The organism is Acidimicrobiales bacterium (assembly GCA_041394185.1).
GTDB lineage: Bacteria > Actinomycetota > Acidimicrobiia > Acidimicrobiales > Poriferisodalaceae > JAAETH01.
This window is the reverse complement of record JAWKIQ010000003.1, coordinates 839,074-864,625: the sequence shown is the minus strand read 5'-3', so window position 1 is coordinate 864,625 and position 25,552 is coordinate 839,074. Positions and strand designations below refer to the sequence as shown.

General features: G+C 65.3%; 28 protein-coding genes. 11 read left to right on the top strand and 17 right to left on the bottom strand.

The window, feature by feature from the left end:
- Positions 1–8: 8 nt before the first annotated feature.
- Both R2770_17580 and R2770_17575 read left to right on the top strand, forming a co-directional pair.
- Positions 9–815 (top strand): thioesterase family protein, encoded by an 807-nt coding sequence (locus R2770_17580; GenBank protein ID MEZ5282276.1) that lies wholly within the window; start codon positions 9–11, stop codon positions 813–815.
- Positions 816–825: 10 nt separating this feature from the next.
- Entirely contained in the window at positions 826–2,241 is a 1,416-nt protein-coding gene (locus R2770_17575) for an NAD(P)/FAD-dependent oxidoreductase (protein ID MEZ5282275.1), read from the top strand.
- A 3-nt stretch (positions 2,242–2,244) separates the two neighbouring features.
- On the opposite strand, the gene R2770_17570 is transcribed toward R2770_17575, so the two are convergent.
- Positions 2,245–3,876: a long-chain fatty acid--CoA ligase gene (locus R2770_17570; GenBank protein MEZ5282274.1), complete on the bottom strand. Its 1,632-nt coding sequence runs from the start codon at positions 3,874–3,876 to the stop codon at positions 2,245–2,247.
- A 134-nt stretch (positions 3,877–4,010) separates the two neighbouring features.
- On the opposite strand from R2770_17570, the gene R2770_17565 reads away from it, so the two are divergent.
- The gene (locus tag R2770_17565) at positions 4,011–5,471 is read left to right on the top strand and encodes an FAD-dependent oxidoreductase (GenBank protein MEZ5282273.1); all 1,461 of its coding nucleotides are present in this window, start codon (positions 4,011–4,013) and stop codon (positions 5,469–5,471) included.
- Here the strand turns inward: R2770_17565 and R2770_17560 are convergent.
- The 5 genes from R2770_17560 to R2770_17540 are packed head-to-tail and all read right to left on the bottom strand — an operon-like array spanning position 5,468 to position 9,249.
- Entirely contained in the window at positions 5,468–6,076 is a 609-nt protein-coding gene (locus R2770_17560) for a CDP-alcohol phosphatidyltransferase family protein (protein MEZ5282272.1), read from the bottom strand. The two genes, R2770_17565 and R2770_17560, sit on opposite strands and share 4 nt — an antisense overlap.
- Entirely contained in the window at positions 6,073–6,480 is a 408-nt protein-coding gene (locus R2770_17555; protein ID MEZ5282271.1) for an AhpC/TSA family protein, read from the bottom strand. Before R2770_17555 ends, R2770_17560 begins: the two co-directional genes overlap by 4 nt.
- Entirely contained in the window at positions 6,481–6,603 is a 123-nt protein-coding gene (locus tag R2770_17550) for a hypothetical protein (protein MEZ5282270.1), read from the bottom strand. It lies immediately after the preceding gene.
- A complete protein-coding gene (locus tag R2770_17545; GenBank protein MEZ5282269.1) occupies positions 6,600–7,598 on the bottom strand; it encodes a hypothetical protein in 999 nt (332 codons plus the stop codon). Before R2770_17545 ends, R2770_17550 begins: the two co-directional genes overlap by 4 nt.
- A gap of 43 nt (positions 7,599–7,641) precedes the next feature.
- Positions 7,642–9,249 (bottom strand): glutamate synthase-related protein, encoded by a 1,608-nt coding sequence (locus R2770_17540; GenBank protein ID MEZ5282268.1) that lies wholly within the window; start codon positions 9,247–9,249, stop codon positions 7,642–7,644.
- A gap of 77 nt (positions 9,250–9,326) precedes the next feature.
- On the opposite strand from R2770_17540, the gene R2770_17535 reads away from it, so the two are divergent.
- Genes R2770_17535 through R2770_17525 form a run of 3 tightly spaced genes read left to right on the top strand, consistent with a single transcriptional unit; the run spans position 9,327 to position 12,227 of the window.
- A complete protein-coding gene (locus R2770_17535; protein MEZ5282267.1) occupies positions 9,327–10,448 on the top strand; it encodes an ABC transporter permease in 1,122 nt (373 codons plus the stop codon).
- Positions 10,445–11,548 (top strand): ABC transporter permease, encoded by a 1,104-nt coding sequence (locus R2770_17530; GenBank protein ID MEZ5282266.1) that lies wholly within the window; start codon positions 10,445–10,447, stop codon positions 11,546–11,548. Before R2770_17535 ends, R2770_17530 begins: the two co-directional genes overlap by 4 nt.
- Before the next feature lies 1 nt (position 11,549).
- Positions 11,550–12,227: an ABC transporter ATP-binding protein gene (locus R2770_17525; GenBank protein ID MEZ5282265.1), complete on the top strand. Its 678-nt coding sequence runs from the start codon at positions 11,550–11,552 to the stop codon at positions 12,225–12,227.
- Positions 12,228–12,248: 21 nt separating this feature from the next.
- On the opposite strand, the gene R2770_17520 is transcribed toward R2770_17525, so the two are convergent.
- The gene (locus R2770_17520; protein MEZ5282264.1) at positions 12,249–12,557 is read right to left on the bottom strand and encodes a winged helix-turn-helix domain-containing protein; all 309 of its coding nucleotides are present in this window, start codon (positions 12,555–12,557) and stop codon (positions 12,249–12,251) included.
- A 163-nt stretch (positions 12,558–12,720) separates the two neighbouring features.
- Between R2770_17520 and R2770_17515 the strand changes: the two genes are divergently transcribed.
- From R2770_17515 to R2770_17505, 3 genes are all read left to right on the top strand, one after another.
- Positions 12,721–13,431 (top strand): siderophore-interacting protein, encoded by a 711-nt coding sequence (locus tag R2770_17515; protein MEZ5282263.1) that lies wholly within the window; start codon positions 12,721–12,723, stop codon positions 13,429–13,431.
- Positions 13,432–13,492: 61 nt separating this feature from the next.
- Positions 13,493–14,320, top strand: a complete 828-nt coding sequence (locus R2770_17510) for an ABC transporter permease (GenBank protein MEZ5282262.1) — start codon at positions 13,493–13,495, stop codon at positions 14,318–14,320.
- Complete coding sequence (locus R2770_17505) at positions 14,317–15,399, top strand: ATP-binding cassette domain-containing protein (GenBank protein ID MEZ5282261.1); 1,083 nt, start codon at positions 14,317–14,319, stop codon at positions 15,397–15,399. The genes R2770_17510 and R2770_17505 overlap by 4 nt, the downstream gene beginning before the upstream one ends.
- A gap of 15 nt (positions 15,400–15,414) precedes the next feature.
- Here the strand turns inward: R2770_17505 and R2770_17500 are convergent, their stop codons facing one another.
- Complete coding sequence (locus R2770_17500) at positions 15,415–16,383, bottom strand: queuosine salvage family protein (GenBank protein ID MEZ5282260.1); 969 nt, start codon at positions 16,381–16,383, stop codon at positions 15,415–15,417.
- A gap of 59 nt (positions 16,384–16,442) precedes the next feature.
- Here R2770_17500 and R2770_17495 point away from each other — a divergent pair, with 59 nt between their 5' ends.
- Positions 16,443–16,763, top strand: coding sequence for a helix-turn-helix transcriptional regulator (locus tag R2770_17495; GenBank protein ID MEZ5282259.1), 321 nt, complete (start codon positions 16,443–16,445; stop codon positions 16,761–16,763).
- On the opposite strand, the gene R2770_17490 is transcribed toward R2770_17495, so the two are convergent.
- The 3 genes from R2770_17490 to R2770_17480 all read right to left on the bottom strand — a co-directional run bounded on the left by R2770_17490 (position 16,713) and on the right by R2770_17480 (position 19,101).
- Complete coding sequence (locus R2770_17490; protein ID MEZ5282258.1) at positions 16,713–17,345, bottom strand: ATP-dependent Clp protease proteolytic subunit; 633 nt, start codon at positions 17,343–17,345, stop codon at positions 16,713–16,715. The genes R2770_17495 and R2770_17490 overlap by 51 nt on opposite strands.
- Positions 17,342–17,944 carry an ATP-dependent Clp protease proteolytic subunit gene (locus R2770_17485; protein ID MEZ5282257.1) on the bottom strand — a complete coding sequence of 201 codons (603 nt, stop codon included), beginning with the start codon at positions 17,942–17,944 and terminating at the stop codon, positions 17,342–17,344. The genes R2770_17490 and R2770_17485 overlap by 4 nt, the downstream gene beginning before the upstream one ends.
- Before the next feature lie 65 nt (positions 17,945–18,009).
- A complete protein-coding gene (locus R2770_17480; protein ID MEZ5282256.1) occupies positions 18,010–19,101 on the bottom strand; it encodes a potassium channel family protein in 1,092 nt (363 codons plus the stop codon).
- Between the two features lie 79 nt (positions 19,102–19,180).
- Between R2770_17480 and R2770_17475 the strand changes: the two genes are divergently transcribed.
- Complete coding sequence (locus R2770_17475; protein ID MEZ5282255.1) at positions 19,181–20,728, top strand: AMP-binding protein; 1,548 nt, start codon at positions 19,181–19,183, stop codon at positions 20,726–20,728.
- Positions 20,729–20,742: 14 nt separating this feature from the next.
- Here R2770_17475 and R2770_17470 read toward each other — a convergent pair whose 3' ends face one another.
- The 6 genes from R2770_17470 to paaC are packed head-to-tail and all read right to left on the bottom strand — an operon-like array spanning position 20,743 to position 25,546.
- Positions 20,743–21,210, bottom strand: coding sequence for an SRPBCC family protein (locus tag R2770_17470; GenBank protein MEZ5282254.1), 468 nt, complete (start codon positions 21,208–21,210; stop codon positions 20,743–20,745).
- Between the two features lie 49 nt (positions 21,211–21,259).
- Positions 21,260–22,459 (bottom strand): acyl-CoA dehydrogenase family protein, encoded by a 1,200-nt coding sequence (locus tag R2770_17465; GenBank protein MEZ5282253.1) that lies wholly within the window; start codon positions 22,457–22,459, stop codon positions 21,260–21,262.
- Positions 22,460–22,508: 49 nt separating this feature from the next.
- Positions 22,509–23,207, bottom strand: coding sequence for a hypothetical protein (locus R2770_17460; protein MEZ5282252.1), 699 nt, complete (start codon positions 23,205–23,207; stop codon positions 22,509–22,511).
- Positions 23,208–23,223: 16 nt separating this feature from the next.
- Positions 23,224–24,345, bottom strand: coding sequence for a 2Fe-2S iron-sulfur cluster-binding protein (locus R2770_17455; protein ID MEZ5282251.1), 1,122 nt, complete (start codon positions 24,343–24,345; stop codon positions 23,224–23,226).
- Positions 24,300–24,791, bottom strand: coding sequence for a 1,2-phenylacetyl-CoA epoxidase subunit PaaD (paaD, locus tag R2770_17450; protein ID MEZ5282250.1), 492 nt, complete (start codon positions 24,789–24,791; stop codon positions 24,300–24,302). Before paaD ends, R2770_17455 begins: the two co-directional genes overlap by 46 nt.
- A complete protein-coding gene (paaC, locus tag R2770_17445; protein ID MEZ5282249.1) occupies positions 24,788–25,546 on the bottom strand; it encodes a 1,2-phenylacetyl-CoA epoxidase subunit PaaC in 759 nt (252 codons plus the stop codon). The genes paaD and paaC overlap by 4 nt, the downstream gene beginning before the upstream one ends.
- Between the last annotated feature and the right edge of the window lie 6 nt (positions 25,547–25,552).

The window sequence follows — 25,552 nt, the reverse complement described above, 5'->3', positions numbered from 1 at the left end:
GAGCCCAGATGTCATCTCGATACGACACCGACACCGCAATCATCCCCACGGGCGAGGGCGCCTTCGACGTCCGCATAGACGGCGGTTGGTGGATACAGCGTGGCCCGAATGGCGGATATGTCGCCGCCCTTCTCGCCAGGGCCATCGGCCAGTACGTCGGCGAGGGTGACAAACACGCGAGGTCGCTCACCGTCCACTACCAGGCGCCCGCGACCGAGGGCCCTGCGCAAATCAGCGTCTGCACAGAACGGGTCGGCCGCACCGTCCACTTCACGGCCGCTCGCCTGGTTCAGGGCGATCGACTCATCGCAACCGCCAGCGCAGCACATGCCCGGCTCAACGCCAACAGTCCGGCATTCGCCGATCCGAGCTTCCCCGACTATCCCGACCCAGACTCGATAGCGGTTCCGAAGGCACTTCCCGTGACCATTCCGTTGCGCGAGCGCTACCAGTACCGCCACGTCACCGGCCGGCCATGGGACGGCCCCAGAGAAACGGCCGAAACCGGCGGCTGGATCCGTCTCGCAGAGCCCCGCCCTTATGACGCTGCCGTCGTGGCAGCACTCAGCGATGCCTGGTACCCGGCTGTGTTCACGCGTCTCGCAACGCCTCTGGGAGTCCCCACCGTCGACCTGACGGTCCACATCCGATCGGTCGAGGCGCTGGCGCGGATGAAACCAGACGACTGGATGGCCGTTCGGTTCCGCACCACGGTCGCGGCCGAGGGTTTTCTCGAAGAAGACGGCGAGCTCTGGGCACCCGACGGAACGCTGGTGGCCCACTCCCGCCAGCTCGGGCTGTTGCTGGCCGAGTGAAGGAGGCCTGATGGGTACCGGCAGAGCGTTTGTGGTTGGTTCGGGCCCCAATGGGCTGGCCGGGGCCATCGTGCTGGCGCGCGCTGGCCTCGATGTCACCGTCTTCGAAAGGTCGGCCCACGTCGGCGGAGCCACACGTTCTTCTGAGGCCATGCGCGATGGCTTGTTGCACGATCATTGTTCGGCGGTGCACCCCCTGGCGGCCGGTTCGCCCTTCTTTGACGACTTCGGTCTCGAGTCGCACGGGCTCAAATGGAGGTTGCCCGCGGTCGATTGTGCCCACCCGCTCGACGACGGTTCGGCCGGCGCCTTGTACAGATCGATCGACGAGACGGCCGCGCAGCTCGGATCTGACGGCCGGATGTGGAGGCGGCTGCTTGCCGCTCCTTCGGAGGCGTTCGACCAGCTTCGCAACGACCTGTTGCGTCCGCTTGTGGCCTTTCCCGACCACCCCGTTCGCTTGGCTCGTTTCGGAGCCGGCGCCCTCATGCCCGCATCGGTGTTGGCTCGGCTGTTCGACTCACCCCGAACCAAGGCGCTGTGGGGAGGCGTCGCCGCCCACGCCTATACGCGGCTCGACAGACCGCTGACGTCGAGTGTCGGACTGGGCATCCTGGCGGCGGGTCATCGCCATGGCTGGCCGGTTGCTGAAGGAGGGTCGCAGAGGATCGCCGATGCCATGGTCGCCGCTCTGGCGGCCGAAGGAGGAACGGTCGAGACAGGCATCGACATCAGGTCCTTCGATCAGGTGCACGGTGCCGACATCGTGCTATGGGACACCTCACCCACAGCCGTGCTTGCGATCATGGCCGATCGCCTTCCGTCGCGGGTCCGCCGATCGTACGAACGATTCCGATACGGACCCGCCGCCTTCAAGGTCGACTTCGCCGTCGAGGAAGGCGTTCCATGGCGCAGCGAAGCAGCCCGCAACGCCGGCACCGTCCACGTCGGTGGAACCTTCGACGAAATCGCCCAGGCCGAAGCGTTGGTCAACGCGGGGCGAATGCCCGAGCGGCCGTTCGTTCTGGTGGGTCAGCAGTACCTTGCTGACCCCGGGCGGTCGGTGGGGACATTGAAGCCCGTCTGGTCTTACGCTCACGTGCCCAACGGCTACGGCGGAGACGCAACCGAGGCCGTCATCGCGCAGATCGAACGCTTCGCTCCCGGGTTCAGGGAGCGCATCATCGATTTCGTCGTTCGTCGACCGGGCGACCTTTCAGCCGAGAACGCCAACTTCGTGGGCGGCAATATCTTGACCGGCGCCAAAGACCCCAAGCAGCTGGTGTTGGGTCCACGGGCAAACATCCGTCCCTACGACACGGGGGTCGATGGCCATTACCTGTGTTCGGCGGCGACGCCCCCAGGCCCTGGTGCGCACGGCATGTGTGGCTACCACGCTGCTTCCCGCGCGCTTTCGCGGCTGTGACTCTCAGGAGATCTTCGGACCGTCCTCGCCTACGAACTCGGTGCGCAACTCGCGCTTGAGCACCTTACCGGTGGCGTTGCGCGGCAGGGCCTCCACGATCGCGATGTCGTTTGGCACCTTGAACTTGGCCAGCTTCGCGACACAATGCTCGATGACCCTCGAACGGTCCAAGCTGGTCCCAGGCTTCAGCGCCAGCACGGCGAGCCCGACCTCGCCCCACCGGTCGTTCGGGACGCCGATGACGGCCGCCTCGGCGACCTCGGGCAACTGATACAGCACGTTCTCGACCTCGGCCGGGTACACGTTCTCGCCGCCCGAGATGTACATGTCCTTCCAGCGATCGACTATGTACACGAAACCCTCGTCGTCCATCCGTGCAGCATCGCCCGTCTTCAGCCAGCGCCCCTCGAACGCCTTGGCAGTGGCCTCGGGTTTGTTCCAGTAGCCGGGGGTGATGTTGGGCCCTGCCACCCACAACTCGCCAACCTGGTCTGGGCCGCAGTCGTTGCCGTCGTCGTCGACGATGCGGAACTCGGTGTGCATCAGCGCCTTGCCGGTCGAACCGATCTTGCGCAACGCGTCGCCCGGGTCCAAGAAGATGCACGCCGGGCTGGTCTCGGTCATACCAAAACCCTGCGCCAGCAGCACACCTCGTTCGGTCCAGGCCTCCATGATCGCCAGAGCGCAGGGTGCCCCGCCCACACCCGCGATTCGCAGCCGACTGAGATCGGTGGTCTCGAAGTCTGGGTGCTGCATCATGAACTGGTACGGCGCCGGCACCGCAAAGAAGTGGGTGATGCCCTGAGCTGGGTCGCCCAACACCTGCAGTGTCTCGGCCGGATCGAACGTCTTCAGAATCACAACCGTGCCGCCCGCGTGCAGCACCGGGTTGCTGTAGCAATTCAAACCACCGGTGTGGAACAGCGGAAGGATGTTCAGGTGAACGGTGTCGACTCCGATGCCCGCCGGGATGCCCAAGTTGACGCAATTCCAGAAGTTCATCCCGTGGGTGATCATCGCCCCCTTCGGCAGCCCCGTGGTGCCAGACGTGTACATGATGGTGATGACATCGTCGTGGGTCAGGGCCGCCCTTTGAAGCTCGGCGCCCGTCGCTTCGCCAAGCGCGCGCTCGTATGCGCTATCGGGTTTGCCGCCGTCGATCTCGAGCAGGGAATCGATCGAGCACAGTCGCTGAAGCTCGTTTGCAGAGTCGGCGAACGACTCGTCGTGGATCAGCAGCATCGGTGAGCTGTCGTTGATGATGTACTCGAGCTCGCTGACGGTGAGACGCCAGTTGAGCAACACACAGATCGACCCCGTGCGGGCGCACGCGAACTGGATGTCGAAATACTCGACACCGTTGTGGGCCAGCACGGCCACACGGTCGCCCCGCCCGATGCCCAACGAGCCGAAGTATCCGGCCAGGGCATCGGCGCGACGATCCAGGTCGGCGTAGGTGAAGCTGCGGTCGGTGCCCAGGTCGCGAACCGCTTCCTTGGCGGGACGATTCGCGGCGTGATGGTCGAGCCAGTCGTAGGCCCGCACCGGGCCCCACCCCGACGGTCTCGAGGTCGTCATCGAGGCAAGGGCCTCGGAGGATGGCTCGAAGTCGATCGGATCAGATGCACTCGACACGCTGAACTCCTGTTGGCTGCCTGACGGATCTCGCGAACGTAGCAACTGCAGAAGCCGCACCGCGCGTCGGATGCCGTGCTGCCTGTGTGGAAGGGCTCAGGGAAGCTATCTGCGCCCGAGGTGGTTTCGAGTGTGTGAAGAGATCGAACGACGCTCGGTACGACCTGGTGGCAATCGGAGGTGGCACGGCGGGTCTGGTAGCGACCCTGGGAGTCGCAGGCATGGGCGGGCGAGCGATGCTGATCGAAGCCGACCGCACCGGTGGCGACTGTCTGTGGACCGGGTGTGTCCCATCGAAGGCGCTCCTGGCGGCTGCAGCCGCGGCGCAATCGGCCCGTACCGCTTCCAGCTTTGGAGTCGACTTGCCGGAGCCGGCGGTCGACTTCGCTCGGGTCATGCGATACGTCCACGCGACCAGAAAAGCGATCGAGCCCCACGACTCGCCCGAGCGCCTGGCAGCCAACGGGGTCGAGGTGGTGAGTGGCAGGGGCCGCTTCGTCGCCCCGGGTCAGGTTCAGGTGGGTGAGCGAGTTGTTCGCTTCCGCGCTGCGCTCGTCGCCACCGGGTCTCGACCGATGGTTCCGGCCATAGAGGGGTTGGCTTCGGCAGAACCGCTGACCTCTGACACCGTCTGGGATCTCGACTCGTTGCCCACGAGGCTGCTGGTTCTGGGTGGCGGTCCGATTGGCTGCGAGCTGGGACAAGCCTTCGCCCGGCTGGGCTCCAGCGTCACGCTGGTCGAGGCTCTCGGGCACCTTCTGCCCGGTGAACATGCAGACGTCGGGCGGGCGCTGGCCGATCGCTTCGCTGCCGAGGGGATGCGCGTGTTGACCGGTGCCCGGGTTGTTTCCGTGGCGGCCGCGGGGTCGGGTTCTGTGGCCACCCTCGACGACGGGCGGCGGGTCGAGTTCGATCGGGTCCTGGTGGCGGCGGGGCGCACACCCAACACGTCCGGCCTCGGTCTCGAGGACGTGGGCGTGCAGGTGGGGCCGCGTGGCCATGTGTTGGTTGACGACCTCATGGCGACCACGGGCGACCGCATCTTTGCGGCAGGCGACGTCACCGGCCTGATGCCTTTCACCCATGTTGCGGCCAATCAAGCCCGGCTGGTTGTGACGAACTCGATGCTGCGCACCCGTCGCCGCTTCGACAGCGAATCGATTCCGTGGGCGGTCTTCACCGACCCTGAGGTCGCCAGAGTAGGTATCGACGCATCGATGGCCGAGCTTCGATGGCCTGGCAAGGCCGTTGTGCAGCGGTTCGATCATTCCAAGTTGGACCGGGCTATCACGCACTCGTCGACCGAAGGATGGGTCGAGTTGGTCGCCGACCCCAAGCGCAGGCTGGTCGGGGCGACCATCGTGGGTCCGGCTGCGGGCGAGAGCATCGCCGAGATCGTCGCCTGGATCCGTCAGCGAGCGAGGGTCGACGACGTGTCCTCGGCCGTTCACGCCTACCCGACCTTTTCCGAGGGTCCCAGCCGAGCGGCCGATGAAGTGCTGAGGGCCCGGTACTTCGACCCCAAGGTCACCCGCCTCAGCTCGAGGTTGTTGACCGTGCTCCGCTCGATCGACAAGCCTCGAACCGCCGGCTAGGACAGCTCGCGGAGCCCGAACACGGTCCGTTGCGCGGCCGTGAACCACACCATGCCGGCGAATATCCACAAGATCGTGGTCGCGTGTTGGGGCAGCAGGCACACCAGCGAGTAGGCAACGATGGTCTCGAATCCCTCGGCCAGCCCCGACACGAAGCGCACGGTGCGATCGTCGGCGATCTCCAGGCCGCCACCCCTGGCGGAGTTCGCTGTCAGCGACCCCCACGACAAGAACGCGGTTACCGAAACGCAGTAGGCCGCCAGCAACACCACCGATGCCAGGCGAGCGTCGGGTACGCGGATTGCGATTGCCACCACGAACCCCGAGTAGACGACGAAGTCGGCCACCAGGTCGGCGAAGGCGCCCGCGGCCGACGTGCGTTCGAGGCGCGCGACGGCACCGTCGAGTCCGTCGAACACCCTCGAGACCAGCAGCGCAGCCAACGCCACCAGCCACAACCCGACCGCGGCTGCGGCGGCTGCGCCAAGTCCAAGCAGCAGGCCGGCGACGGTCAGTTGGGCCGGTCGCACCGATCGGCGGTGCAGCCAGCGACCAACGGTGGTGGCCGCCGGCGCATAGGCCGAGCGAAGGAGGGCGTCGATCATCTGGCCGTCCGTACCGCAGCTATCAGGTCATCGACGCTGGGCCTGTCGTCTGGCGACCGGGGCCAGTGGCCCCACACCAGCGTGCCGTCGGCGTCGACAACGAAATCGCCGCCCAGCTGACGCGTGTCCTCGGTCGGCCTGCGCAGACGCCGCCCGCTTCGCAGCAGCCGCGCATACAGCTTCAGCGTTCCCACGTTCCAGATGTCTGCGACGCTGCCCCTGCCGAGCCCAAAGCGGCCGTATAGCTCACGTCCAGGGTCGGCATAGACCGGGAACCCGATCCCCAGGTGTTGTTCGTGGGCGGCCAACCGCTCGGGCTCGGCAAACGTAACCGCCATTACGCCTACTTCGGCGAAGTGTTCCAGACGATCGCTCACGGCGATCAGGTGCTCTTGGCACGGCAGTCACATCAGGTGGCGATGGAAGATCAGCAGCGTTCGGCGTGAGGTCAGCTCCGCCAGTGAGCGACTGTGTCCCGAGCTGTCGAACAGCACCGCATCGCCGACGCGGTCGCCTATTTCGATCATGGGTTGCTCACCGCGGTGGCGTCGAGCGCATCACGGGTGGCAGACCAGAACTGCAGGGCTACCTCGACGTGGTCTTCGCCGTCGAAGTCTGCGACGCGCAACACTCGGCCGGCGAAACCGGGTGCGTTCCAGAATGGGTCTGACGTGTCCAGATCGAGCCGGTCTGGCCACCACGCCGACACGTACAGGTAGGGCTCCTCGATGCTCTGGTCGCCTGGCGAGGCCCCATAGCTGGCCCGGTGATTCTCGTCGCCCGCCTCGATTGCGGGGTCGAAGTGACCAGGCCACAGCTGGGGGCGGCTCGGGTCGACGGTGTCGCTGTCGGCTCGCAGCGCCTCCAGAGCCGCAAACGCCATGCCGTACCACTGGCCCAGAAAATCGGCGGCCGCGGGGTCGATGTCGAGCACCTCGTCGACGTCGCCAACCGGTGGGCTGTCGTGTTCGGCGGCGGTATCGGGATCGATGTCGGTACCCAGGAAGTTGGCCGCAGCGGCGAGGCTGGTCATCTCGACCTCGGCCACGCTGGCACCCCGTTGGTCGATGAGCATGTTGCCCGCGACCCGAATTTGACGGTCTTCGCCGAAGAAGGGGGTGCCGAACCCGTCCAGTGTCCACCGCAGGCCGAATTTCCCGTTGGCGGCGTGGCGAGCCGGTGCGATCACGTAGGCCGCCAGGCGGTGAAGCGCGAGGCGGGTGGTGACGAGAGAGTCGGGCACCGGCGGCAATCGGCGGGTTCCGCCAAGCCAACGCCGGCTGACCCAGTTGGCCAGGTCGGGCCTGGTCTCGACGAACTGGTTCCACGAAACAGTTCCCGGTGCCCCGGTGGGAGACAACGTCGTCAGGCGCCCACCGTGCACGGCGACGGGGTCGTCGGCGAAGTGTGGGCCGATGCCCACAGCAGGCGGTGATGGTTCCAGAACGGCCGGCTCGAACTGCGGGCCCACCACCTCGCGTGCTTCGGCTCGGGCATTTCGCGGCATCGAGTTCGGTGACATGGATCTAGAAACAACCTAGGCCGGTCGTGCCTTCCCGATCGTCTCAGATCCCGACCCCACCGAAGGCGATGCCAGTCAGGAAGTGCATGTCGCGGTCGAAGGTCGTCAGGTCGCTCGCTTCGAAGTCGCTGAGGCTGTCGTGGCCGCAAGCGCGGGCCAGCACCTTCATCAGCTCGACCGACGAGGTCAAGAAACTGGCTAGCTGCGCTGCCGATTGTTCGACATCGAGACGTGCCCTCAGGTGTTCTTGTTGGGTGGCGATTCCCACCGGGCAGTTGTCGGTGTGACACGCCCGCATGCCCAGGCAACCGATGGCCTGCATGGCCGCGTTGGACACTGCAATGGCGTCGGCGCCCAGCGCCAGCGCCTTGGCGAAGTCGGCGGCGGTTCGTAGCCCGCCCGTGATGACCAACGTGACGTCGGGGGCCGATGCGTCGAGGTGCCGGCGGGCGCGGGCCAGCGCCGGAATGGTCGGCACAGAGATGTTGTCTCTGAACAGCAGCGGTGCGGCCCCGGTTCCACCACCCCTCCCGTCGAGGATGATGTAGTCGACGCCTATGGCCAGGGCAGCGTCGATGTCGGCTTCGATGTGCTGCGCCGACAGCTTGGCGCCGATGGGTATCCCGCCCGATGCGGCCCGAACCTCATCCGCTATGCGCCTGAAGTCGTCCAGCGTTTCGATGTCGGTGAAGGTCGCGGGCGACACGGCGGGAGTTCCGGGTTCGAGCCCTCGCACCTCGGCGATGCGTCCCTTCACCTTTATTCCGGGCAGATGACCGCCCGTGCCCGTCTTGGCCCCCTGGCCGAACTTGAAGTGAAAGGCCTGAACCTCACGCGTCTTCGCGATGTCCCATCCGAACTTGCCGGACGCCAGTTCGTAGAAGTACCTCGAGCACGCCTGTTGTTCGTCGGGCAGCATGCCACCCTCGCCAGAACAGATGCCCGTACCCGCTCGCTCCGCGCCGGTAGCCAGAGCGACCTTGGCCTCCGCCGACAGCGCGCCGAAGCTCATGTCGGAGACGAAGATCGGTATGTCGAGGCGCAGCGGCTTCTGGGCTCTGGGCCCGATGTTCACCGTCGATTCGACGTGATGGTCGTCCTGCAGAGGTCGTCTTGCCAGCTGTGCGGTGACGAACTGAATGTCGTCCCATGCCGGCAGCTTCGAGTGTGGCACGCCCATCGCTGCGACGGGGCCGTGGTGGCCGGTGCGCTCGAGCCCACCTCTCGCCAACGATTGGATCGAACCGACGTGGGGCTCGTCCGGGGTGCCATGGGGGTCGGCATAACGACCCAGGTAGGCATCCCGATCGTAGGGCTGGGGGTTCTGGCGCTCCCACTCGGCGATCTCGTCCTCGTCGACGAACACGCCACCGTCTTCGATCCAAGACCCGAACTTGTGCAGCCGTTCGGAGTTGTCGTACGAGCTGATACCCGTGCGATAGCAATAGTCCCAGCCATGAAGTCCGCACAGAAGATCGTTGCCGACGACCTTGCCGTCGCACATCAGGGCTCCGCGGTGCAGGCAGCGTCCGTACATCACCGAGACCTCGTCGTCGTAGCGGACGATGACCAGATCGACGTTTGCGACGAGAGCGCCGGCAGGGTCTCGATCGGCCAGATTCTCGAGTTCGATGATTCGCAGCGGTTGCATCACAAGATCCTGGCATGGACGGGAATTAGTTACGACCGCCCGACGTTGACTGGGCCCGAACAGGAGATGATCGATCGATGTTCTTGGCCTTGAAGGAGATGACGCGTGCCAAGGCCCGCTTTGGCCTGTTGATCGCCGCGATCGGTCTCCTGGTTTTCTTGATCTTGTTCCAGCAGTCGTTGCAGAACGGCTTGCTCACCTCGTTCGTCGGCGCCATTCGAAACCAGTCGGCGCCGGTTCTCGTCTACACCGTCGACGGTCAGCGGGTCGTGCAGGGCAGCGTCATCACACCAGACCTCGAGCAGCAGGTCGGCGGATTGTCCGATGTTGCGTCCATCGGCCGCATCGGTCAGGGAACCTTCAGCGTCACCGCAGGCGACGGCTCGCTGTCTGAAACCACCATCTGGGGTTTCGAGGACGCGTCATTGGGTGCGCCAGACAACATCGTCGAGGGGCGTCTGGCCCAGTCGGGCGGAGAGGCCGTAGCCAGCGAGGCCGATGCCGACTTGGGGTTCGACCTCGGAGACACGGTGCTCGTCGAACCTGGCGGCCTCGAACTGACCGTTGTGGGTCTGGCGCGAGACTCGCAGCTCAACGCCGGACCGACCTTGTTCGTTCTGTACGACACCTACGTTCAGTCGGTCCAGTCGGCCAACCCAGACGCGGGTGAGCCCTTGCCCAACGTGTTGGCGATGGCACCGCGCGGTGGTCTGGATGCCGACGGACTCGTCGAGCAGGTCAACGCGCTGTCGGACGACCTCGACGCGCTCACCAAGAACGATGCCGCCGACCAAACGCCCGGCGTGGCTCAGGTTCGGCAGTCATTCGCCGTGATCTTCCTGCTGTACGGCCTGGTCATCCCGTGCATCGTCGGTTTGTTCTTCCTCATCGTCACGCTTCAGAAGTCGCCGAGCCTGACCCTGCTGCGCGCCATCGGGGCGCCGGGCAAGCGACTGGTTTCAGCCCTGTTGACCCAGGCTGTGATCATCGTTGCGGCCGGTTTCGCCCTGGGAGTGCTGATGTACACGCCCCTTTCTCAGCAACGGCTGGGCGGTATTGCGCTGCGCTTCGAAACCCCGGCCGTGGTCTTCTGGGGTGTCTTGCTCCTAGTGCTGGGCTTGGGCAGCTCGCTGCTGTCGGCGAGGCGGGTTCTGGCCATCGATCCCATCGAGGCGACCACCGGAGGTGCCAACCGATGAAGATCGCGTGGAAGGAACTGCTGCGCCAGCCGAGCCGCTTCGTCTCGGCAACAGCGATCTTGGCCCTCATCGCCTTGTTGCTGATGTTCCTGGGCGGCCTGCTCGACGGCCTGATCCGGCTGTCGACCGGGGCCCTTCGAGCACAGGATGCCGAGGCCATCGTGTTCTCGGAGTCTTCGCAGGCGTCGTTCCTGCGGAGTCGCGTCGATGCACAGACGCGCATCCAGATCGAACAGCTCGACGGTGTCGAAGAGGTCGGGGGCCTCGGGGTATCGCTTCTGGGCGCCCGCGTTCCCGGCAATGGCCCTCGCGACCTGGCCAGCGTCGCTCTGTGGGGCTACGAGCTCCCCACCGGGTCGCTGCCGGCACCGCCGGGCGACGGCGAGGCCTACGCCGACGAGGTTCTCTCGGCCGATGGGGTCGAACTGGGCGACGAGTTGTTGGTGGGCCCGGCCCGCACACCCATCAAGGTGGTGGGTTGGGTCGACGACACGGCCTACAACGGTCAAGGCGGCCTGTGGGCCAACATCTCCACCTGGCAGGAGGTACTGGCCCAGAACCGGCCCGGTGCGCGACTGGCCGAAGGCACCGTGCAGGCCCTGGCTGTGAGGTCGAGCGTCGACGCAGCCGAACTGATCGACCAGATCGACTCTGCGCTGGCTGGCAGCGCCTATGCGCTGAGTGTCCAGGACGCAATCAACGAGATTCCCGGCGTTACCGAGCAGCAGAGCACCTTCAACCAGATCCTCGGGGTCACCGTGGTGATCGCGCTTGTGGTCATTGCGTTGTTCTTCGCCCTCATCACCGTCGAACGAACGGGGCTGTACGGAGTGCTCAAGGCCATCGGCGCCCGCTCTCGAAGCATCTTCGCAGGGCTCGTACTGCAGGCCGTGGTGGTGACTGCGGTGGCTTCGGCGATCGCCGGCGTGTTGGCAGTGGTGCTCGACCTCTTGATCGGCCCGGGATCCATACCCCTGTACATCTCACCCGGACGCATTGCGTCGAGCGTCTTGTTGCTGTTGGTTGCGGCGGTGGCGGGCTGTGCGTTCTCGCTGCGCCGCGTTCTTCGTATCGACCCGGCTTCGGCCCTCGGGAGTTGAAATGACCGAACCCGCACTCCAGATGTCAGACGTCCGCAAGGTCTACCAAGTGGGCGACGACGAGGTCGTGGCGCTCGATCACGCCACGCTGACGCTGGGCGAGGACGAGATCGTTGCGCTGGTCGGGCCGTCGGGCTCGGGCAAGACCACTCTCTGCTCGATCGCCGGCGGCATCTTGTCGACCACCGAGGGGTCTGTGAGGGTCGGCGGCGAAGAGATCACCGACTACTCAGACTCCGAGCTCACGCGGTTTCGACAGAGCCAGGTCGGCTTTGTATTCCAGTCGGTCAACCTCGTGCCGTTCCTGAACGCTCGAGAGAATCTGCTGGTGGTGGACGAGATGGGCCGCCGCCAAGGCAAGCCGGCACGCGATCGCGCCGACCGCCTGCTCGAAGAACTCGGCCTTTCCGATCGGGCCAAGAACCTGCCGTCGCAACTCTCGGGCGGCCAAAAGCAGCGGGTGGCCATAGGTCGCGCCCTCATGAACGAACCGCGGCTGGTGCTGTTCGACGAACCCACCTCGGCTCTCGACACCGAACTCGGCGCCCAGGTCATGGAACTCATTCGCACCGAGATGAAGTCGCGAAAGACGGCGGCCATCGTCGTGACCCACGACGAGCGCATCACCGACTATTGCGACCGCACGGTCCACATCACCGACGGAGTGCTTCGTAGCTAGCCGGGCAATCGCCTGCCCGGGTCAGCTACCGCTGTCGGCCAGGCTCTCGAGCAGTTCGCCCACGTTGTGGGTGTTCTCGAGCGGGTGTCTCAGGGGAAGGTCGGGATTGATCTGGTAGCGGTTGCGCCTGCCGACTTTTTCGTGCGACAGATACCCACCCCGCTCCAGTTCGTTGATTATCTTTTGCACCGCTCCGACGGTGAGTCCGACGGCGTGCGCAATGTCGCGTTGACGAAGCTCGGGATTGCGGTCGATCGCGATCAACACGTGGGCGTAGTTGGTGAGGAAAGTCCACGACGGAAGATCGGGTTCTGGCTCCATCAAGTCCATCACGCCATTATACGTATCCGATTACGTATGTTCTAGGGTGCTTTTCGGGCATGATGTATCCGTTCGACTTCGATGCAATCGAGCGGAGGTAGCGATGCCAGACCAAGGGGCGCGAGGGGCCATCCGGACCCGACGTGAGCCGCCACCGTTCAGGACCGCGTCTGTGGCCGAAGTCGAAGAGCTCGGCCCTCGAATGCTGCGGGTCGTGGCCGGCGGATCCGAGCTTTGCGATTTTGCCACCCCCGAGCCTGCGGCCAGCATCCGCGTTTTGGTCCCCGCGCCAGGTGATCGGCTCGTGTTGCCACAGTGGAACGGCAACGAATTCCTCATGCCAGACGGCGAAAGACCCTTGCTGCGCACGTTTACTCCCGTCGTGGTCGACGCCAATTCGGGCCTGATCGAGTTCTGGGTGGTGCGCCACCCCGGTGGCGCGGTTTCGGGATGGGCAGAGACGGCCCAACCGGGCGACCCGCTGGCCATATCGGGGCCCGGAAGTGGGTACGAGCTGCCCGATGCCGCCCGCAGCCTGCTGATCTTGGGCGACGAGACCGCGATACCCGCAGTGAGACAACTTGCCGGTCTCGCCGCCCAGGCCGGCCTGTCGGTAGAGGCCCACGTCGAGGTAATCGATCCTGGCGCCGTGCTGGACCTCGGGTTCGATGTTCGCTGGCACGTGACACAGCCCGGCGCTGTTGCCGGCCGTCGACTGGTCGAAGTCGTCGACGCAGTCGCTCACCTCGACGAGGGAGTCCACGTCTGGGCGGCAGGTGAGGCTTCGGCGATGCAGGCGATCCGCAAGCGGCTGTTCGATGCCCTGGGGGTCGAGCGCACGCGCACTTCGGTTCGGGGCTACTGGAAACCGCAACGAGGCTGACGGCCCGCCACCGGGTTCGGGTATCGTCCGGCCCCTGGCTCATAACCCAGGTGAACCGGCGATGCTGAACCCGACACCCAATGTGGCGCCCACGGCCAAGCGCCGCGTTCGTCAACACCCACCGTGGCCGTTGCTGATGCTGGCAATGGTGGGCGCCGCGCTGTTTGCCGTGCCGCTGGTGGGCCTCGCGGCCAGAACTCCCTGGGGCGATCTGGTGTCGATCGTCAGGTCCGACGTCGTCGTCGATGCTCTCGGCTTGTCGCTGTTCACCTCGGTGGCGGCGACGGCTATATCTCTGGTGCTGGGTGTTCCCCTGGCCTGGGTGCTTTCTCGGGTCGATTTTCCGGGTCGTTCGGTGCTGCGGGCCGTTGTGACGCTGCCGATGGTGTTGCCTCCCGTGGTTGGCGGTGCAGCCCTGCTGTTCGCGTTTGGCAGGCGCGGGTTGGTGGGCGAGCCGCTGAACGACGCCACCGGCTTCCTGCTGCCGTTCTCGATCTGGGGCGTCGTTTTGGCCAACACGTTCGTGGCGATGCCTTTCCTGATCATCACCGTCGAGGGGGCGTTGTCCAGCGTCGACGCCGGCTACGAACGCGCGGCGGCAACACTCGGCGCCTCACGGTTGACCGTGTTTCGGCGGGTGACCCTGCCGATGATCGCGCCCTCGCTGAAGGCCGGCGCGGTGCTGGTGTGGGCCCGCGCACTAGGCGAGTTCGGGGCCACCGTCACCTTCGCTGGAAATCTGCAGGGACGAACCCAGACACTGCCCCTGGCAGTGTTCGTCGCTCTCGAGAGCGACCGCGACGTGGCGGTGGCCGTGAGCCTGGTGCTGGTGGCGATTTCGCTGGTGGTTCTGGTCGCCTTGCGCGATCGATGGTGGGGGCGGCAGTGAGCGGCCGCACCGACAACGAGGGTCTCGCCGCCCACATCGTGGTGAGGCGAGGCGAAACGTTCAATCTCGACGTCGAACTCGACATCGACCCCGGCACCACGGTCGCTCTGCTAGGCCCCAACGGTTCGGGCAAGTCGACGACTGTCGAGGTCCTGGCGGGCCTACTGCCCCTAGACCGTGGGCAGATCACGCTGGCGGGCCGGGTTCTGGACGATCCGTCTCAACAGTGTTTCGTCGAACCCCAACATCGCCGGGTCGGAGTGGTGTTTCAGCAGTACCTGCTGTTCGAACACATGACGGTTCGAGACAACATCGCATTCGGTCCACAGTGCCGTGGCCTCGGCAGAGGCGAGGCTCGCGCCGCAGCACAAACATGGCTCGATCGGCTCGATCTGGTCGACTTGGCCTCTCGTCGACCGTCGGAGCTGTCGGGAGGCCAGGCCCAAAGGGTCGCCCTGGCCAGAACCCTTGCCGCCGATCCCGAGGTGCTGCTGCTCGACGAGCCATTGGCAGCTCTGGACATTGCCACCCGCACCAGCCTGCGCCGCACCCTGGCATCGCACCTTCAGCACTATCGCGGGCCTCGATTGCTGATCACCCACGACCCGACCGACGCGTTCCTGCTCGCCGATCGGATATGTGTCATCGAAGGCGGCAGGATCAGCCAGACCGGCACTCCAGACGACATCAGAATGCGGCCTGCCACGACCTATGTGGCCGCGCTGGCGGGTCTGAACCTGTTGAACGGTGTGAACTCTGGTGGCGTGTTGACCATCGAAGGTGTCGACCAGCGCCTGCAGAGCGCAGACACGCAGACCGACGGCGCAGTGCTTATAACCATCGCTCCAAACGCCATTGCACTGCATTCACAGCAACCTCACGGCAGTCCGCGCAACGCCTGGCCAACCTCGATCGCCACCATCGAACCGCTCGGCGACATCACCAGGATCATGCTCGGCGACCCGCTGCGGCTCAGCGTCGACATAACACCGGGAGCGGCATCGTCGATGGGCCTCAGGCAGGGTTCGTCGGTGTGGGCATCGGTGAAGGCAACCGAGGTCAACCTCAACCCCGCCTGAGCGCGCCGGCGAAGGTCAGTACCTCATGGTCACGGTGCGATGGTGCTCGCCGAAGGTGGCCGCTTGCGGACCCAAGACGGCCTCCGACCACAACCGATAGTCCAGGGCCGGAGCCGGCACATCGTTGCCGCGTTGGGCCAGAGCCTGCTTGAGCGCCGCACCTGCGTACACCGTGGCCCATCTGATGGCGTGTTCCTCGACCGACTCGGCTGCGATCTCGGTGCGGCTGTCGATGGCCGCGGCCAGCGCAGGGGTATAGACCAACACCCCGAAGTGGCGAAACACGCGGGGCAGCATGTAGTCGGGGTACACGGCGAAGTCGTCGTACCCCGAGAAGCCTGCGGCGTCCCAGCCCACGCCCGCTGCCATCACCGCGGCCGCCAAGTGCGACAGCTTGTCGAAGGGCAGAACACCAACCTCGGTCACCGGGCGGTCTTGGTACCCGGGCACAGTGTCGGTCAGGAGGTCGGCGATGCGGTGGCCATCGCGGCCCGCGGCGTCGACCAGGTTCAACGCCGAGCCATCCCAGCGCTCTATCAGCACGGTGGACACACGCCGCAGGAGGTCAACCCGCTCGGGTATCAGCTGCAGGGTTCCCGTGCCGGCGAACAGCGAGGCGCCGTGATCGTCGGACATCGTCGACATGGCCGCCAGGTCCAAGCCACCCGACCCGAGCCCCTTGGTGAAGACCGAGAAGATCCCCGGGGCATCGTCGAGCCACTGTCCGTCCATCTCGCAGTGCCAAACCTCGTTGCCGGCCGGGGGCCAAAGGCACGCCAACACCGACACGGCGAGCGTCACATAGTCGAACCACCAACTCTCGTCACGAGACGCGGGCGTGCCGGGGTAGCTGAAGTCCGGCATCGAGAACGAGTCGTTCGACCATGCATCGGCCAGGCGAGACAACGCCGCCAGGTCCACCGTGACACCCCACTCGGGCGGCGGCGGGCCGGCCGTCAGATCAACCAGGTCGTGATGCTGCATGAACGCACGCTAGCGGCCGTCGCCACTGGCCTCGCACCCCGCGCTGGTACCGTCGTGGCATGACAGACCGCAGCGACGAAGGTCAGATCATCGAGTTCCCCGAGCCTCGGCCATCAAAGGCCCGAGAGGCCGTCGGCCAGGTCCTGCGAGAAGAACGCCGCACCCAGGACCGCACTCTGGCCGACGTCGCGGAGCAGGCGTGGGTCTCGCTTCAGTACCTGTCCGAAGTCGAGCGCGGCCGAAAGGAAGTCTCGTCGGACCTGCTCGATGCCGTGTGCCGCAGCTTGGGCATCGAGGTCGCCGACGTGCTCGAGCGTGCTGCGGGCCGCCTACGGCTCAGGTCGCAAGGCAACACCGTCATGCGTCTGCTCGCCGCCTGATTCCATAACCCTGTCGACGATTCCATACTCGACCGCAGCCGCGCTGCGCAGAATCAGAGCCCGCTCGGTGTCGCTGCGTATCTGGGCGGCGTCGCGCCCGGTGTGAATGGCCAGAACACCCTCGGCCTCGCTGCGGATCCGCTCCATCTCCTCGGCCTCCAGCGCCAAGTCGGTGATCGAGCCTCGGCTCAACGCCGCATGTGGCTGATGCAGCAACACCCGGGCGTGGGGTAGCGCCGAGCGCTTGCCCTTGGTTCCCGCAGCCAGCAGCAGCGCAGCGGTCGATGCCGCCTGCCCCACACACATCGTGGCTACATCGCAGCGAACGAACTGCATGGTGTCGTAGATCGCCATCGCCGAACTGAACGAACCGCCCGGCGAGTTTATGTAGATGTGAACGTCCTGGTCAGGGGCCGCGGCCGCCAGGTGGAGAATCTGCGCCACCACCACATTGGCGACCCCGTCGTCTATCGGCGTTCCGACGAAGACGATGCGCTCGGACAAGAGCCTGCTGAAGACGTCGAAGGCCCGCTCGCCCTTGGGTGTGGTCTCGACGACCGTCGGAATCGTGTAGCTGCTCATCGCGCAACCTCGGCACCGGCCACCAGTCCCACCTGCCTGGTTATTCGCCTGGGCACGATCGCATCGAGGTGATCGACGACGTGATCGACAAAGCCATACTCGCGGGCCTGGACTGCATCGAACCAGCGGTCGCGGCCCACATCTCGCTCGACCTGATCCAGTGAATGCCCGGTGTGGCGGGCGATTATCCGCCTCATCCGGTCGAGGGTGGCCATCAGGTTCGATGCCTGTATCGCCACGTCGGCCGCCGAGCCCGCCAATCCGGCCGAACCCTCGTGCATCAGAACCTGGGCGTTGGGCAGCGCGAACCGCTTTCCGGGCGAGCCCGCACACAAGATCACCTGCCCCATGCTGGCCGCCAACCCCACCGCCACCGTGGCCACATCGTTGGGGATCAGCTGCATCGTGTCGTACACGGCCAACCCGGCCATGACCGAACCACCCGGCGAGTTGATGTAGACACAGATGTCGCTTTCGGGATCGTCGGCCGACAACAACAACAGCTGCGACACCAGGCGGTTGGCGCTGTCATTGGTCACCTCCTCACCCAGCACCAGGATCCGACGCTCCATCAAACGGTCGTAGAGGCTGCTCGTCATGGCGACATTGTGGAGGCGAACCCCGGCACGCCCGCTCGATTCTGCTGAGGGCAGAATCGCTCGGCTCAGTCGTTGAAGCGAGCGATCTGATGCTCGCTCGACCATGCCTTGACGGTCGACTCGTGGGCCCAGAATCCCCTCGGGCACACCAGGAAGTCGATCATGTACTCGAGCGCCGGAGCAAACGTCATACGTGCCTGACGTGTGTAATCGGCCGCCTCCTCATAGGGCCGCAGGTCAAACCCATGGGCTGTCAGATCGTCGTACAAGAACCGGAACATGTCCTCGTTGGAGCCCTCCACCAAAGCGGTCTCGTACTCCGAAAGGTCATGGCCCTGGGTCAGCTCCTTGAAGATCGCCTCGGCCCGACGCAAGAACCAGAACGCGTAGCCGTCGGTCGCCCCATTGATGATCTGTGCGTGCAATGCGGCATCGCACAGAAGGCCCAGACCGGTCACCCAATTCTGCTGACGATCGTGCGAACGAAACATCGCCAGCAGCGGCACCGACGAATGGGTCTCGAGGATGCCCGCCGCCCACTGCTCCCACTGGGCGAACTTGGCGTCGAGCTTCTTGGGGTCGGCATCGGGCGCCCAGGCCTTCACCAACTCGGTGGGGGTGATGCGCTCGGTGCTTCCGGCATCGAGGGTTATCAACTGGCGCTCGCGTTCGGAGTAGGCCGAATACAGCGTTGGCAGATAACCGATGACCAGAGCCACGGTCACCACGCCGGCAAACGCCTCGAACAGGGCTCCACTCCTGGGGATCACCTCGGTCGGAACGACCTCACCGAACCCGACGGTGAAATAGACGACGCCCGAGTAGTACCAATCGTCGCCGAACGTCGACACGTTCGAGATACCACCCAACGCCCACCACACCAGGGCAAACCCGGTTATCTGGAGAAACACCCACGACGCCAGAAGCGCGATGACCAGCAGGGGCCCAAAGGCGGCAAGCATGCGCTCGCGTGCCGGACGATCGCCTGGGATCCGCCTCGCAACCGCGCGCAGCGACGCGAACAGGGTCATCCCGATGACACGCGACGGCCACCATCGAGCCGGTGAAGTCGAGGTAGACACCAGGGTGTTCACCAGATCGGCGAACGACACCGCAATCAGCATGACGCCAGCAACGATGGCGATTGTTTCGGTCACGGCGCAACGGTAGGCCGCCGCCGATCGATGTGCTGCCCCGCTTGGGTGGCCAGGCCGGTGTTGGGCCAGACTGTGCGACATGACCGATGTCACACCCGACCTGATCACCGCCCACGCGGCCGCAAACCCGGACAAGATCGCGATCATCGACGATCGTCCCGGCCAGCAACCGCGCCAGATCACGTTCGCCGAACTCGACCAGTACACGAACCGCATCGCAAACGGACTCCTCGATCTGGGTGTCGAGCCCGGCGACAAGGTCATGTGGCTGGGGCAGAACTCGCTAGAGGTCATGTCGTTCAGCCACGCGGCCCGCAAGGCCGGCCTCATCAGCGTTCCGCTCAACTATCGCCTGACCGACGAAGAGTCTGTCTACGTAGTCAACAACAGCGACTCGGTGGTCATCTGGGCCGACGCCGAGTTCGCCCACATGCTCGACCGCATCAAGGGCCACTTCGAGAACGTGCGCAAGGTGGTGATCTTCGGCGGCGAACCGGTAGCCGGGTCGGGCCAGATCTCAGAGGCCGATTTCCTGGGCGACGCATCGCCCCCACAGCGAGATCAGTCGACCTCGGGAACCATGATCTACACCTCTGGCACCACCGGCAATCCCAAGGGTGCGGTCAGGCACCGAACCGCCTCCAACGAGCAGAGTGCGGGGTTGCTGCAGCTCATCGGGTACGGCCCCGGCGACGTCTACATCACCTGCGGACCGCTGTATCACTCGGGGCCGGGCGGCTTCGCCAACATCGCCCATGTGCTGGGCAACACCATCGTGTTGCAGCACAAGTTCGATGCCGAAGACTGGCTGCGCCTGATCGACAAATACAAGTGCTCGTCGACGTTCTCTGCCCCCACGCCCATCCGCATGGTCGTGAACCTGCCCGCCGAGGTGAAGGCCAAGTACGACACGTCGAGCATGAAGATCATGGTCGCCAACGCGGCGCCTTGGCCCTTTGCGCTCAAGCAGGCGTACATCGAGGACTTTCCGCCCGAGTCGTTGTGGGAGGTCTACGGCTCGACCGAGATGGGGGTCAACTGTGTGCTGGCTCCAGAGGATCAGATGCGAAAGCCAGGGTCTTGCGGCAAGCCGGCCCCGTTGGTCGAGGTCAAGCTGTTCGACGAAGACGGCAACGAGGTCACAGAAGTGGGCCAGCCCGGCGAGCTGTTCGTTCGCGCTTCGTCGGTCTTCGACACCTACTACAAGGCCGACGAAAAATACGCAGCAGACGACCGCGACGGCTGGCACACCGTGGGCGACATCGCCTATCGCGACGATGAGGGCTACCTGTTCATCTGCGACCGCAAGAAGGACATGATCATCTCGGGCGGCATGAACATCTACCCCGCCGAGATCGAGGCCGCTCTCGAACTGCACCCAGACATATACGAGGTGGCGGTCATCGGTGTGCCGTCCGAAGACTGGGGCGAGACCGTTCTGGCAATCATCGTGCAGGGCGAAGGAGCAGGGCTCGACACCGATGCGGTGCAGGCCTATGCCCGCGAACATCTAGCCGGCTACAAGGTGCCCCGGCTGGTCGAGTTCATGGACGAGATCCCCAAGACCGGCTCGAACAAGATCCTCAAGCGCGAGCTTCGCGAGCACTTCGCCCATCTGGCGAGCTGAAGGCGGCCGGTTACCTAGTTGGACTCGACGACGGCCTTCAGGCTGGCGAGACCCTTCTCGAAGTCGGGTCCGACCATCTTGTCCATCGACTTGCCCAACAACCCCATGACCCGTGTCATCAAGGTGACCTTGCCTGTCATGGCCCACACGACGTCGGTTCCGTCCGCGTTCGGCGCTAGCGAGAACACGATGTCGTTGCGGGCTTTGAACGGCTTCAGGAACTGAAGGTCGATCTCGACCCGGTTGGGTTCGTCCAGGCCTGTGATGGTCATCGACCCCTCACCGACCTTGCGGTTGCCCTTCCAAGCCGACCTCGAGCCGACCTGACCAGTGGCGCCCGAATAGGTGTTCTGCATGTTCGGGTCCATGGCGGCCCATGGAGACCAGTCGTTCCACGTGGTCAGGTCACGGAGGCGCGCAAAGACGACGTCGGGCGCCGCACCGATGGTCGTCTCACGTGAAACTGTGTAACCGTCGCTCATTCGGTACTCCTGGTTGGGGTCGCAAGGAATCCCGATGATCCCACAGCGGTCAGCTGCGCGGCACCTCGATCCAGGGAACGTCCTTGTCTAGACGCGGTTCACCGGGCAGACCGAGAACCTGCTCGCCGAGGATGTTCTTGAGAACCTCGGTGGTGCCGCCCTCGATGCTGTTCGCCCTGACCCGCAGGAACGGGTGAATCGCGTTGTCGCCGACCATGTCGCTCGACTCGGGGCGCCTGAACGTGTAGTCGGCGCCGATCAGGCCGCCCATGCCGCGCATGTCGATGGCAGCGGTGTAGATGTCCTGGTTGAGGATCGCCCACATGGCCTTGCCCACCGAGCCCTCGGGACCGGGGTTACCCGAACGTGCAGCTTCGGCAGCCCTGGCGTTGGTGAGGCGGAATACCTCGGAGCGCACCCACAGCTTCATCACCTGGTCGAGGGCGCCGGGCGAGACGTTGTCGCGGTTCTCCCTGTATGCGTCGACCAAAGCGGCAATCGGGCCCGACCCACGCTTGGGGCGCGAGCCGCCACCACCGCTGCCGCCGATGGCGGTGCGCTCGTTCATGAGCGTCGTGAGAGCCGCCCGCCAACCCTCGCCCTCGGCACCGATGCGGTGGGCGTCGGGTACGCGGACGTCGGTCATGTAGACCTCGTTGAACTCGGCCTCGCCGGTGATCTGGCGCAGCGGACGCACCTCGACACCGGGAGCCTTCATGTCGAGCGCGAAGTAGGTCATGCCCCGGTGCTTTGGAACACTGGGATCGGTGCGTGTGACCAGCATTCCCCAGTCGGCGATGTGGGCGAGCGTGTTCCAGACCTTCTGCCCGTTGATGATCCACTCGTCACCGTCTCGTACCGCCCGCGTGGCCAGTCCGGCGAAGTCCGAACCGGCTCCGGGCTCGGAGAACAGCTGGCACCAGCGCTCTTCGCCGGTGAACATCGGACGCAGGAAGCGCTGCTTGACCGCGTCGTCGCCGTGGGTTGCGATGGTGGGCCCAGCGAGGTTCATGAAGAACTGCGACGGCTCGGTTGCCGGTGCGCCCGCCTCGGCCAACCGCCGGTTGACGACGCGCTGAAGCTGTGGGGCAAGACCGAGCCCGCCCGAGCCTTCGGGGAATTGGACCCATGCGAGGCCGGCGTCGAACTGATGACCCCTGAACTCTTGGTAGCTCTCGGTCTTGGGATCGTGCGCGGCGAGGAGGGTGTCGAGTGCAGCCTCGACCCGGTCCAAATCTGTTTCAGCCATGCTGCAAGTATGTTGCCGAGACCTGCCTCAGAGCAAGTGCAGAACGGGTTCAGCCGCGCGGTGCGTCGTCGGGCAGAGGGCCGGTCAGCGAGGCGCGTTGCGAAAGCTCGATCCAGTCGCCGTCGGGCAACCGCACCATGGCGAAGAATGCAACATCGCCCAGCCTTATGGGAGCTCGTCCCTCGGTCAACCCGTTGTCGAGGGCGTGGGCGAAAGCCGCACGCACGTCGGCGATCTGGATCGTCAGATAGCGCAAGCCTGCAGCGGTCATCTCGTTGGTAGGAGCCCGATGGGGTGCTGCCCGAACATCCAACAGCGTCTCGCCGATGCGCATGCCCGCAGCAGTTGGTTCGGCGCCGAGCGCGGCCAGCGCATCGGTGGTAGCGGCAACGTTGGTCGCGTCGATGCCGACGACCGTGCATATCCCGTCGGGAAGCGAAGCGGGCTCGACCATCTGAATGACAGTGCCATCGGGTGTCTCGACGCGGCCGGAACGTCCACCCGGCCCTGCGATGGTGAGGCTGTGGTAGCCCGTGGGCTCGTCCAGGGCCAGGTCTGCACGCACGCTGTTGACCTTGCAGACGGCACCGTGAAGGTCGAAGCGATGCTGGTGCACCCCGCCGCCGACCTTCAAGAGGTGGTTGTATGGCAGGCCGACCTGGTCGCGCCAGAAGGGCTCGTGTTCGGCCCACCGGTTTGTCTGGAACCCGACATCCACCGCCGGCTTGACGATCTCGATAGCGGCCATGATCAACCCCGTTCGGTCACACGTCGTAGTCGACCCGCACCACCGCCGTGGTGGGAACAGACCGACACGTCAGCACGTTTCCGGCCTCGACCTCGGAAGGCTCGAGACCGTGGCAGATGTCCATCGTGACCTCGCCTTCGACCAGCCGAGCCATACAGGTCGAGCACACGCCGGCGCGGCACGAATACGGCACATCTGGGCGCTGCCTCTGGGCGGCTTCTAGGACCGTGTCACCCTCGAACACCGGAACCGTGGTGGTCTTGCCGTGGAGGGTGATCATCGCCTGGGCCACCGGCTCGGCCCCCGCCACAACCGGCTGGGGAGCGGGGCGGCCAAGCCGGCCCTCACCGGCGGTGAACAGCTCGTGATGGATTCGGGACGCGTCGACGCCGGCGCTGATGAGGCCGCTGGTGACCTCGTCGACGAGGCCCTGCGGCCCGCACAGAAATGCGTGATCGACGTTGTTTGGCAGGAGGTCACGCTCGATCATCTGGACTATCCGTCCAGCATCGGGTCTGCCGTCGAGCAGTTCGATCGCGCTGGCCTCGCGGGTGAATGCGTACCAGAGCTGGAAACGGCCCATGTACTTGTTGCGCAGGCCCTCGACGGCATCGAGCAACATCGTCGACGCCGTCGTCTTGTTGACGTATAGCAGTGTCACGGTCGCCCTGGGCTCGGCCGCCAGCACGGTCTCGGCAATCGACGAGATCGGTGTGATGCCAGACCCGCCGGCCACGAGCAGATAGGTCTTGGCGGCCTCGGGCTCGAGGTCGTGCGTGAACCTGCCGCCCGGTGGCATCGCCTCGATTGTGTCGCCGGCGGCCAACTCGGTGTTGGCCCAGGTCGAGAAGGCCCCACCGGGCACCAGGCGTATTGCGACCTTCAGCGGGCCGTCGGGAGCCCCCGAACAAAGCGAATAGCTCCTGCGTATCTCGGTGCCGTCGATATTGCGGCGCAGCACCAGGTGCTGACCGTGTGCGAAGGTCCATGTCTGGCCCGCTGGTGGCAGCAGTGTGACGGTGACGGAATCTTCGCAGTCGCGCTCGACGGCCGCCACGCGGCACGCGGCGAACCCTGTTGTACCTGTGGCGTTCACAGCGGCTTGAACCACTCGAATGGCTCCTTGCAGGCGTTGCACACATAGGGCGCCTTACACGCTGTGGCGCCGAACTCGGACTGACGGCGGGTCTGGCGCGACCCACATCTGGGGCACGCGACTGGCATGTCGAGCAAGACGCCCAGGTCGCCTGCGGAAACACCTGACGGAGGGGGAGCGATACCAGCAGCGGCCAGCTTGGCCCTGCCCGCTTCGGTGATCCAATCGGTGGTCCAGGCGGGGGCATAGGCAAAGCGGACGTCGGGCTCGTAACCGGCGCCGCGCAGAACTTCCTCGACGTCGTCGGCGATCTGCTGGGTCGCCGGGCAACCGGTAAACGTGGGGGTCAGGGTCACCGAAACTCGACCATCTGCGCCGAGCTCGACCGACCGCACCATGCCGAGATCGCCGATGGTGACGTGGGGCAGCTCGGGGTCGTCCACCGACTCGACCAGAGCCAGGGGTGCCTTGTCGGGAAGAGGGCTCACCACTTGGCCCCGGGGTGGGCGCGGGCCACTACCTGCATCTCTGCGATCAGGTACGAGAAGCTCTCAGAGTGAATGCCCCGGCGGCCACCGGTCGAGAAGGCGGCAGCAGCCAGGTCTGGGATGGCCAAGGTGGCTTCGGCAAGAGTGGCCTCGACAGACTCGGTCCAGCGCTTCTTCATCTCAACCGGGTCGGCCGCGACACCACTTTCGAGCAACGCCGTCTCGACCTCGTCGACCTCGAACAGTTCGGCCGTGTAGCGCCACAACCGGTCGACGGCGTCTTGGGTTCTGCGGTGGCTCTCGTCTGTACCGTCGCCGAGACGAATCACCCACGACCTGGCGTGTCGCAGGTGATAGGCGGTCTCCTTGACGGCCTTGCCAGCGATGGCGGCCAGAGCGGGGTCGGCGCTGGAGCGCATCAGGTCCCAATAGGCGGCGGCCCACGAGTCGTGAAGGAACTGCCTGACCATCGTCACGGCGAAGTCGCCGTTGGGTTGCTCGACCAGCAGGGGGTTGGTGAACTCGCGGTCGCTTCGGAAGTACGCCAGGTCGTCTTCGGTTCGGCCCTGGCCTTCGACCTGCGCGGCGTAGGTGAACAGGGCGCGGGTCTGGCCGATGAGGTCGAGTGAGATGTTGCCCAACGCCATCTCTTCTTCGAGTTCGTGGGCGTTGGTCAGCCACTGAGACAGTCGCTGGGCCAAAACCAGTGAACGATCGCCCTGGCGTACGAGGTATGTGAACAGATGTTGATTCACCCGAAG

Coding starts and splice junctions, on each gene's coding strand:
- R2770_17580 (MEZ5282276.1), top strand. CDS start 9: ATGTCATCTCGATACGACACCGACACCGCAATCATCCCCACGGGCGAG.
- R2770_17575 (MEZ5282275.1), top strand. CDS start 826: ATGGGTACCGGCAGAGCGTTTGTGGTTGGTTCGGGCCCCAATGGGCTG.
- R2770_17560 (MEZ5282272.1), bottom strand. CDS start 6,076: ATGATCGACGCCCTCCTTCGCTCGGCCTATGCGCCGGCGGCCACCACC.
- R2770_17550 (MEZ5282270.1), bottom strand. CDS start 6,603: ATGATCGAAATAGGCGACCGCGTCGGCGATGCGGTGCTGTTCGACAGC.
- R2770_17545 (MEZ5282269.1), bottom strand. CDS start 7,598: ATGTCACCGAACTCGATGCCGCGAAATGCCCGAGCCGAAGCACGCGAG.
- R2770_17540 (MEZ5282268.1), bottom strand. CDS start 9,249: ATGCAACCGCTGCGAATCATCGAACTCGAGAATCTGGCCGATCGAGAC.
- R2770_17535 (MEZ5282267.1), top strand. CDS start 9,327: ATGTTCTTGGCCTTGAAGGAGATGACGCGTGCCAAGGCCCGCTTTGGC.
- R2770_17530 (MEZ5282266.1), top strand. CDS start 10,445: ATGAAGATCGCGTGGAAGGAACTGCTGCGCCAGCCGAGCCGCTTCGTC.
- R2770_17525 (MEZ5282265.1), top strand. CDS start 11,550: ATGACCGAACCCGCACTCCAGATGTCAGACGTCCGCAAGGTCTACCAA.
- R2770_17520 (MEZ5282264.1), bottom strand. CDS start 12,557: ATGGACTTGATGGAGCCAGAACCCGATCTTCCGTCGTGGACTTTCCTC.
- R2770_17510 (MEZ5282262.1), top strand. CDS start 13,493: ATGCTGAACCCGACACCCAATGTGGCGCCCACGGCCAAGCGCCGCGTT.
- R2770_17500 (MEZ5282260.1), bottom strand. CDS start 16,383: ATGCAGCATCACGACCTGGTTGATCTGACGGCCGGCCCGCCGCCGCCC.
- R2770_17495 (MEZ5282259.1), top strand. CDS start 16,443: ATGACAGACCGCAGCGACGAAGGTCAGATCATCGAGTTCCCCGAGCCT.
- R2770_17490 (MEZ5282258.1), bottom strand. CDS start 17,345: ATGAGCAGCTACACGATTCCGACGGTCGTCGAGACCACACCCAAGGGC.
- R2770_17485 (MEZ5282257.1), bottom strand. CDS start 17,944: ATGACGAGCAGCCTCTACGACCGTTTGATGGAGCGTCGGATCCTGGTG.
- R2770_17475 (MEZ5282255.1), top strand. CDS start 19,181: ATGACCGATGTCACACCCGACCTGATCACCGCCCACGCGGCCGCAAAC.
- R2770_17470 (MEZ5282254.1), bottom strand. CDS start 21,210: ATGAGCGACGGTTACACAGTTTCACGTGAGACGACCATCGGTGCGGCG.
- R2770_17465 (MEZ5282253.1), bottom strand. CDS start 22,459: ATGGCTGAAACAGATTTGGACCGGGTCGAGGCTGCACTCGACACCCTC.
- R2770_17460 (MEZ5282252.1), bottom strand. CDS start 23,207: ATGGCCGCTATCGAGATCGTCAAGCCGGCGGTGGATGTCGGGTTCCAG.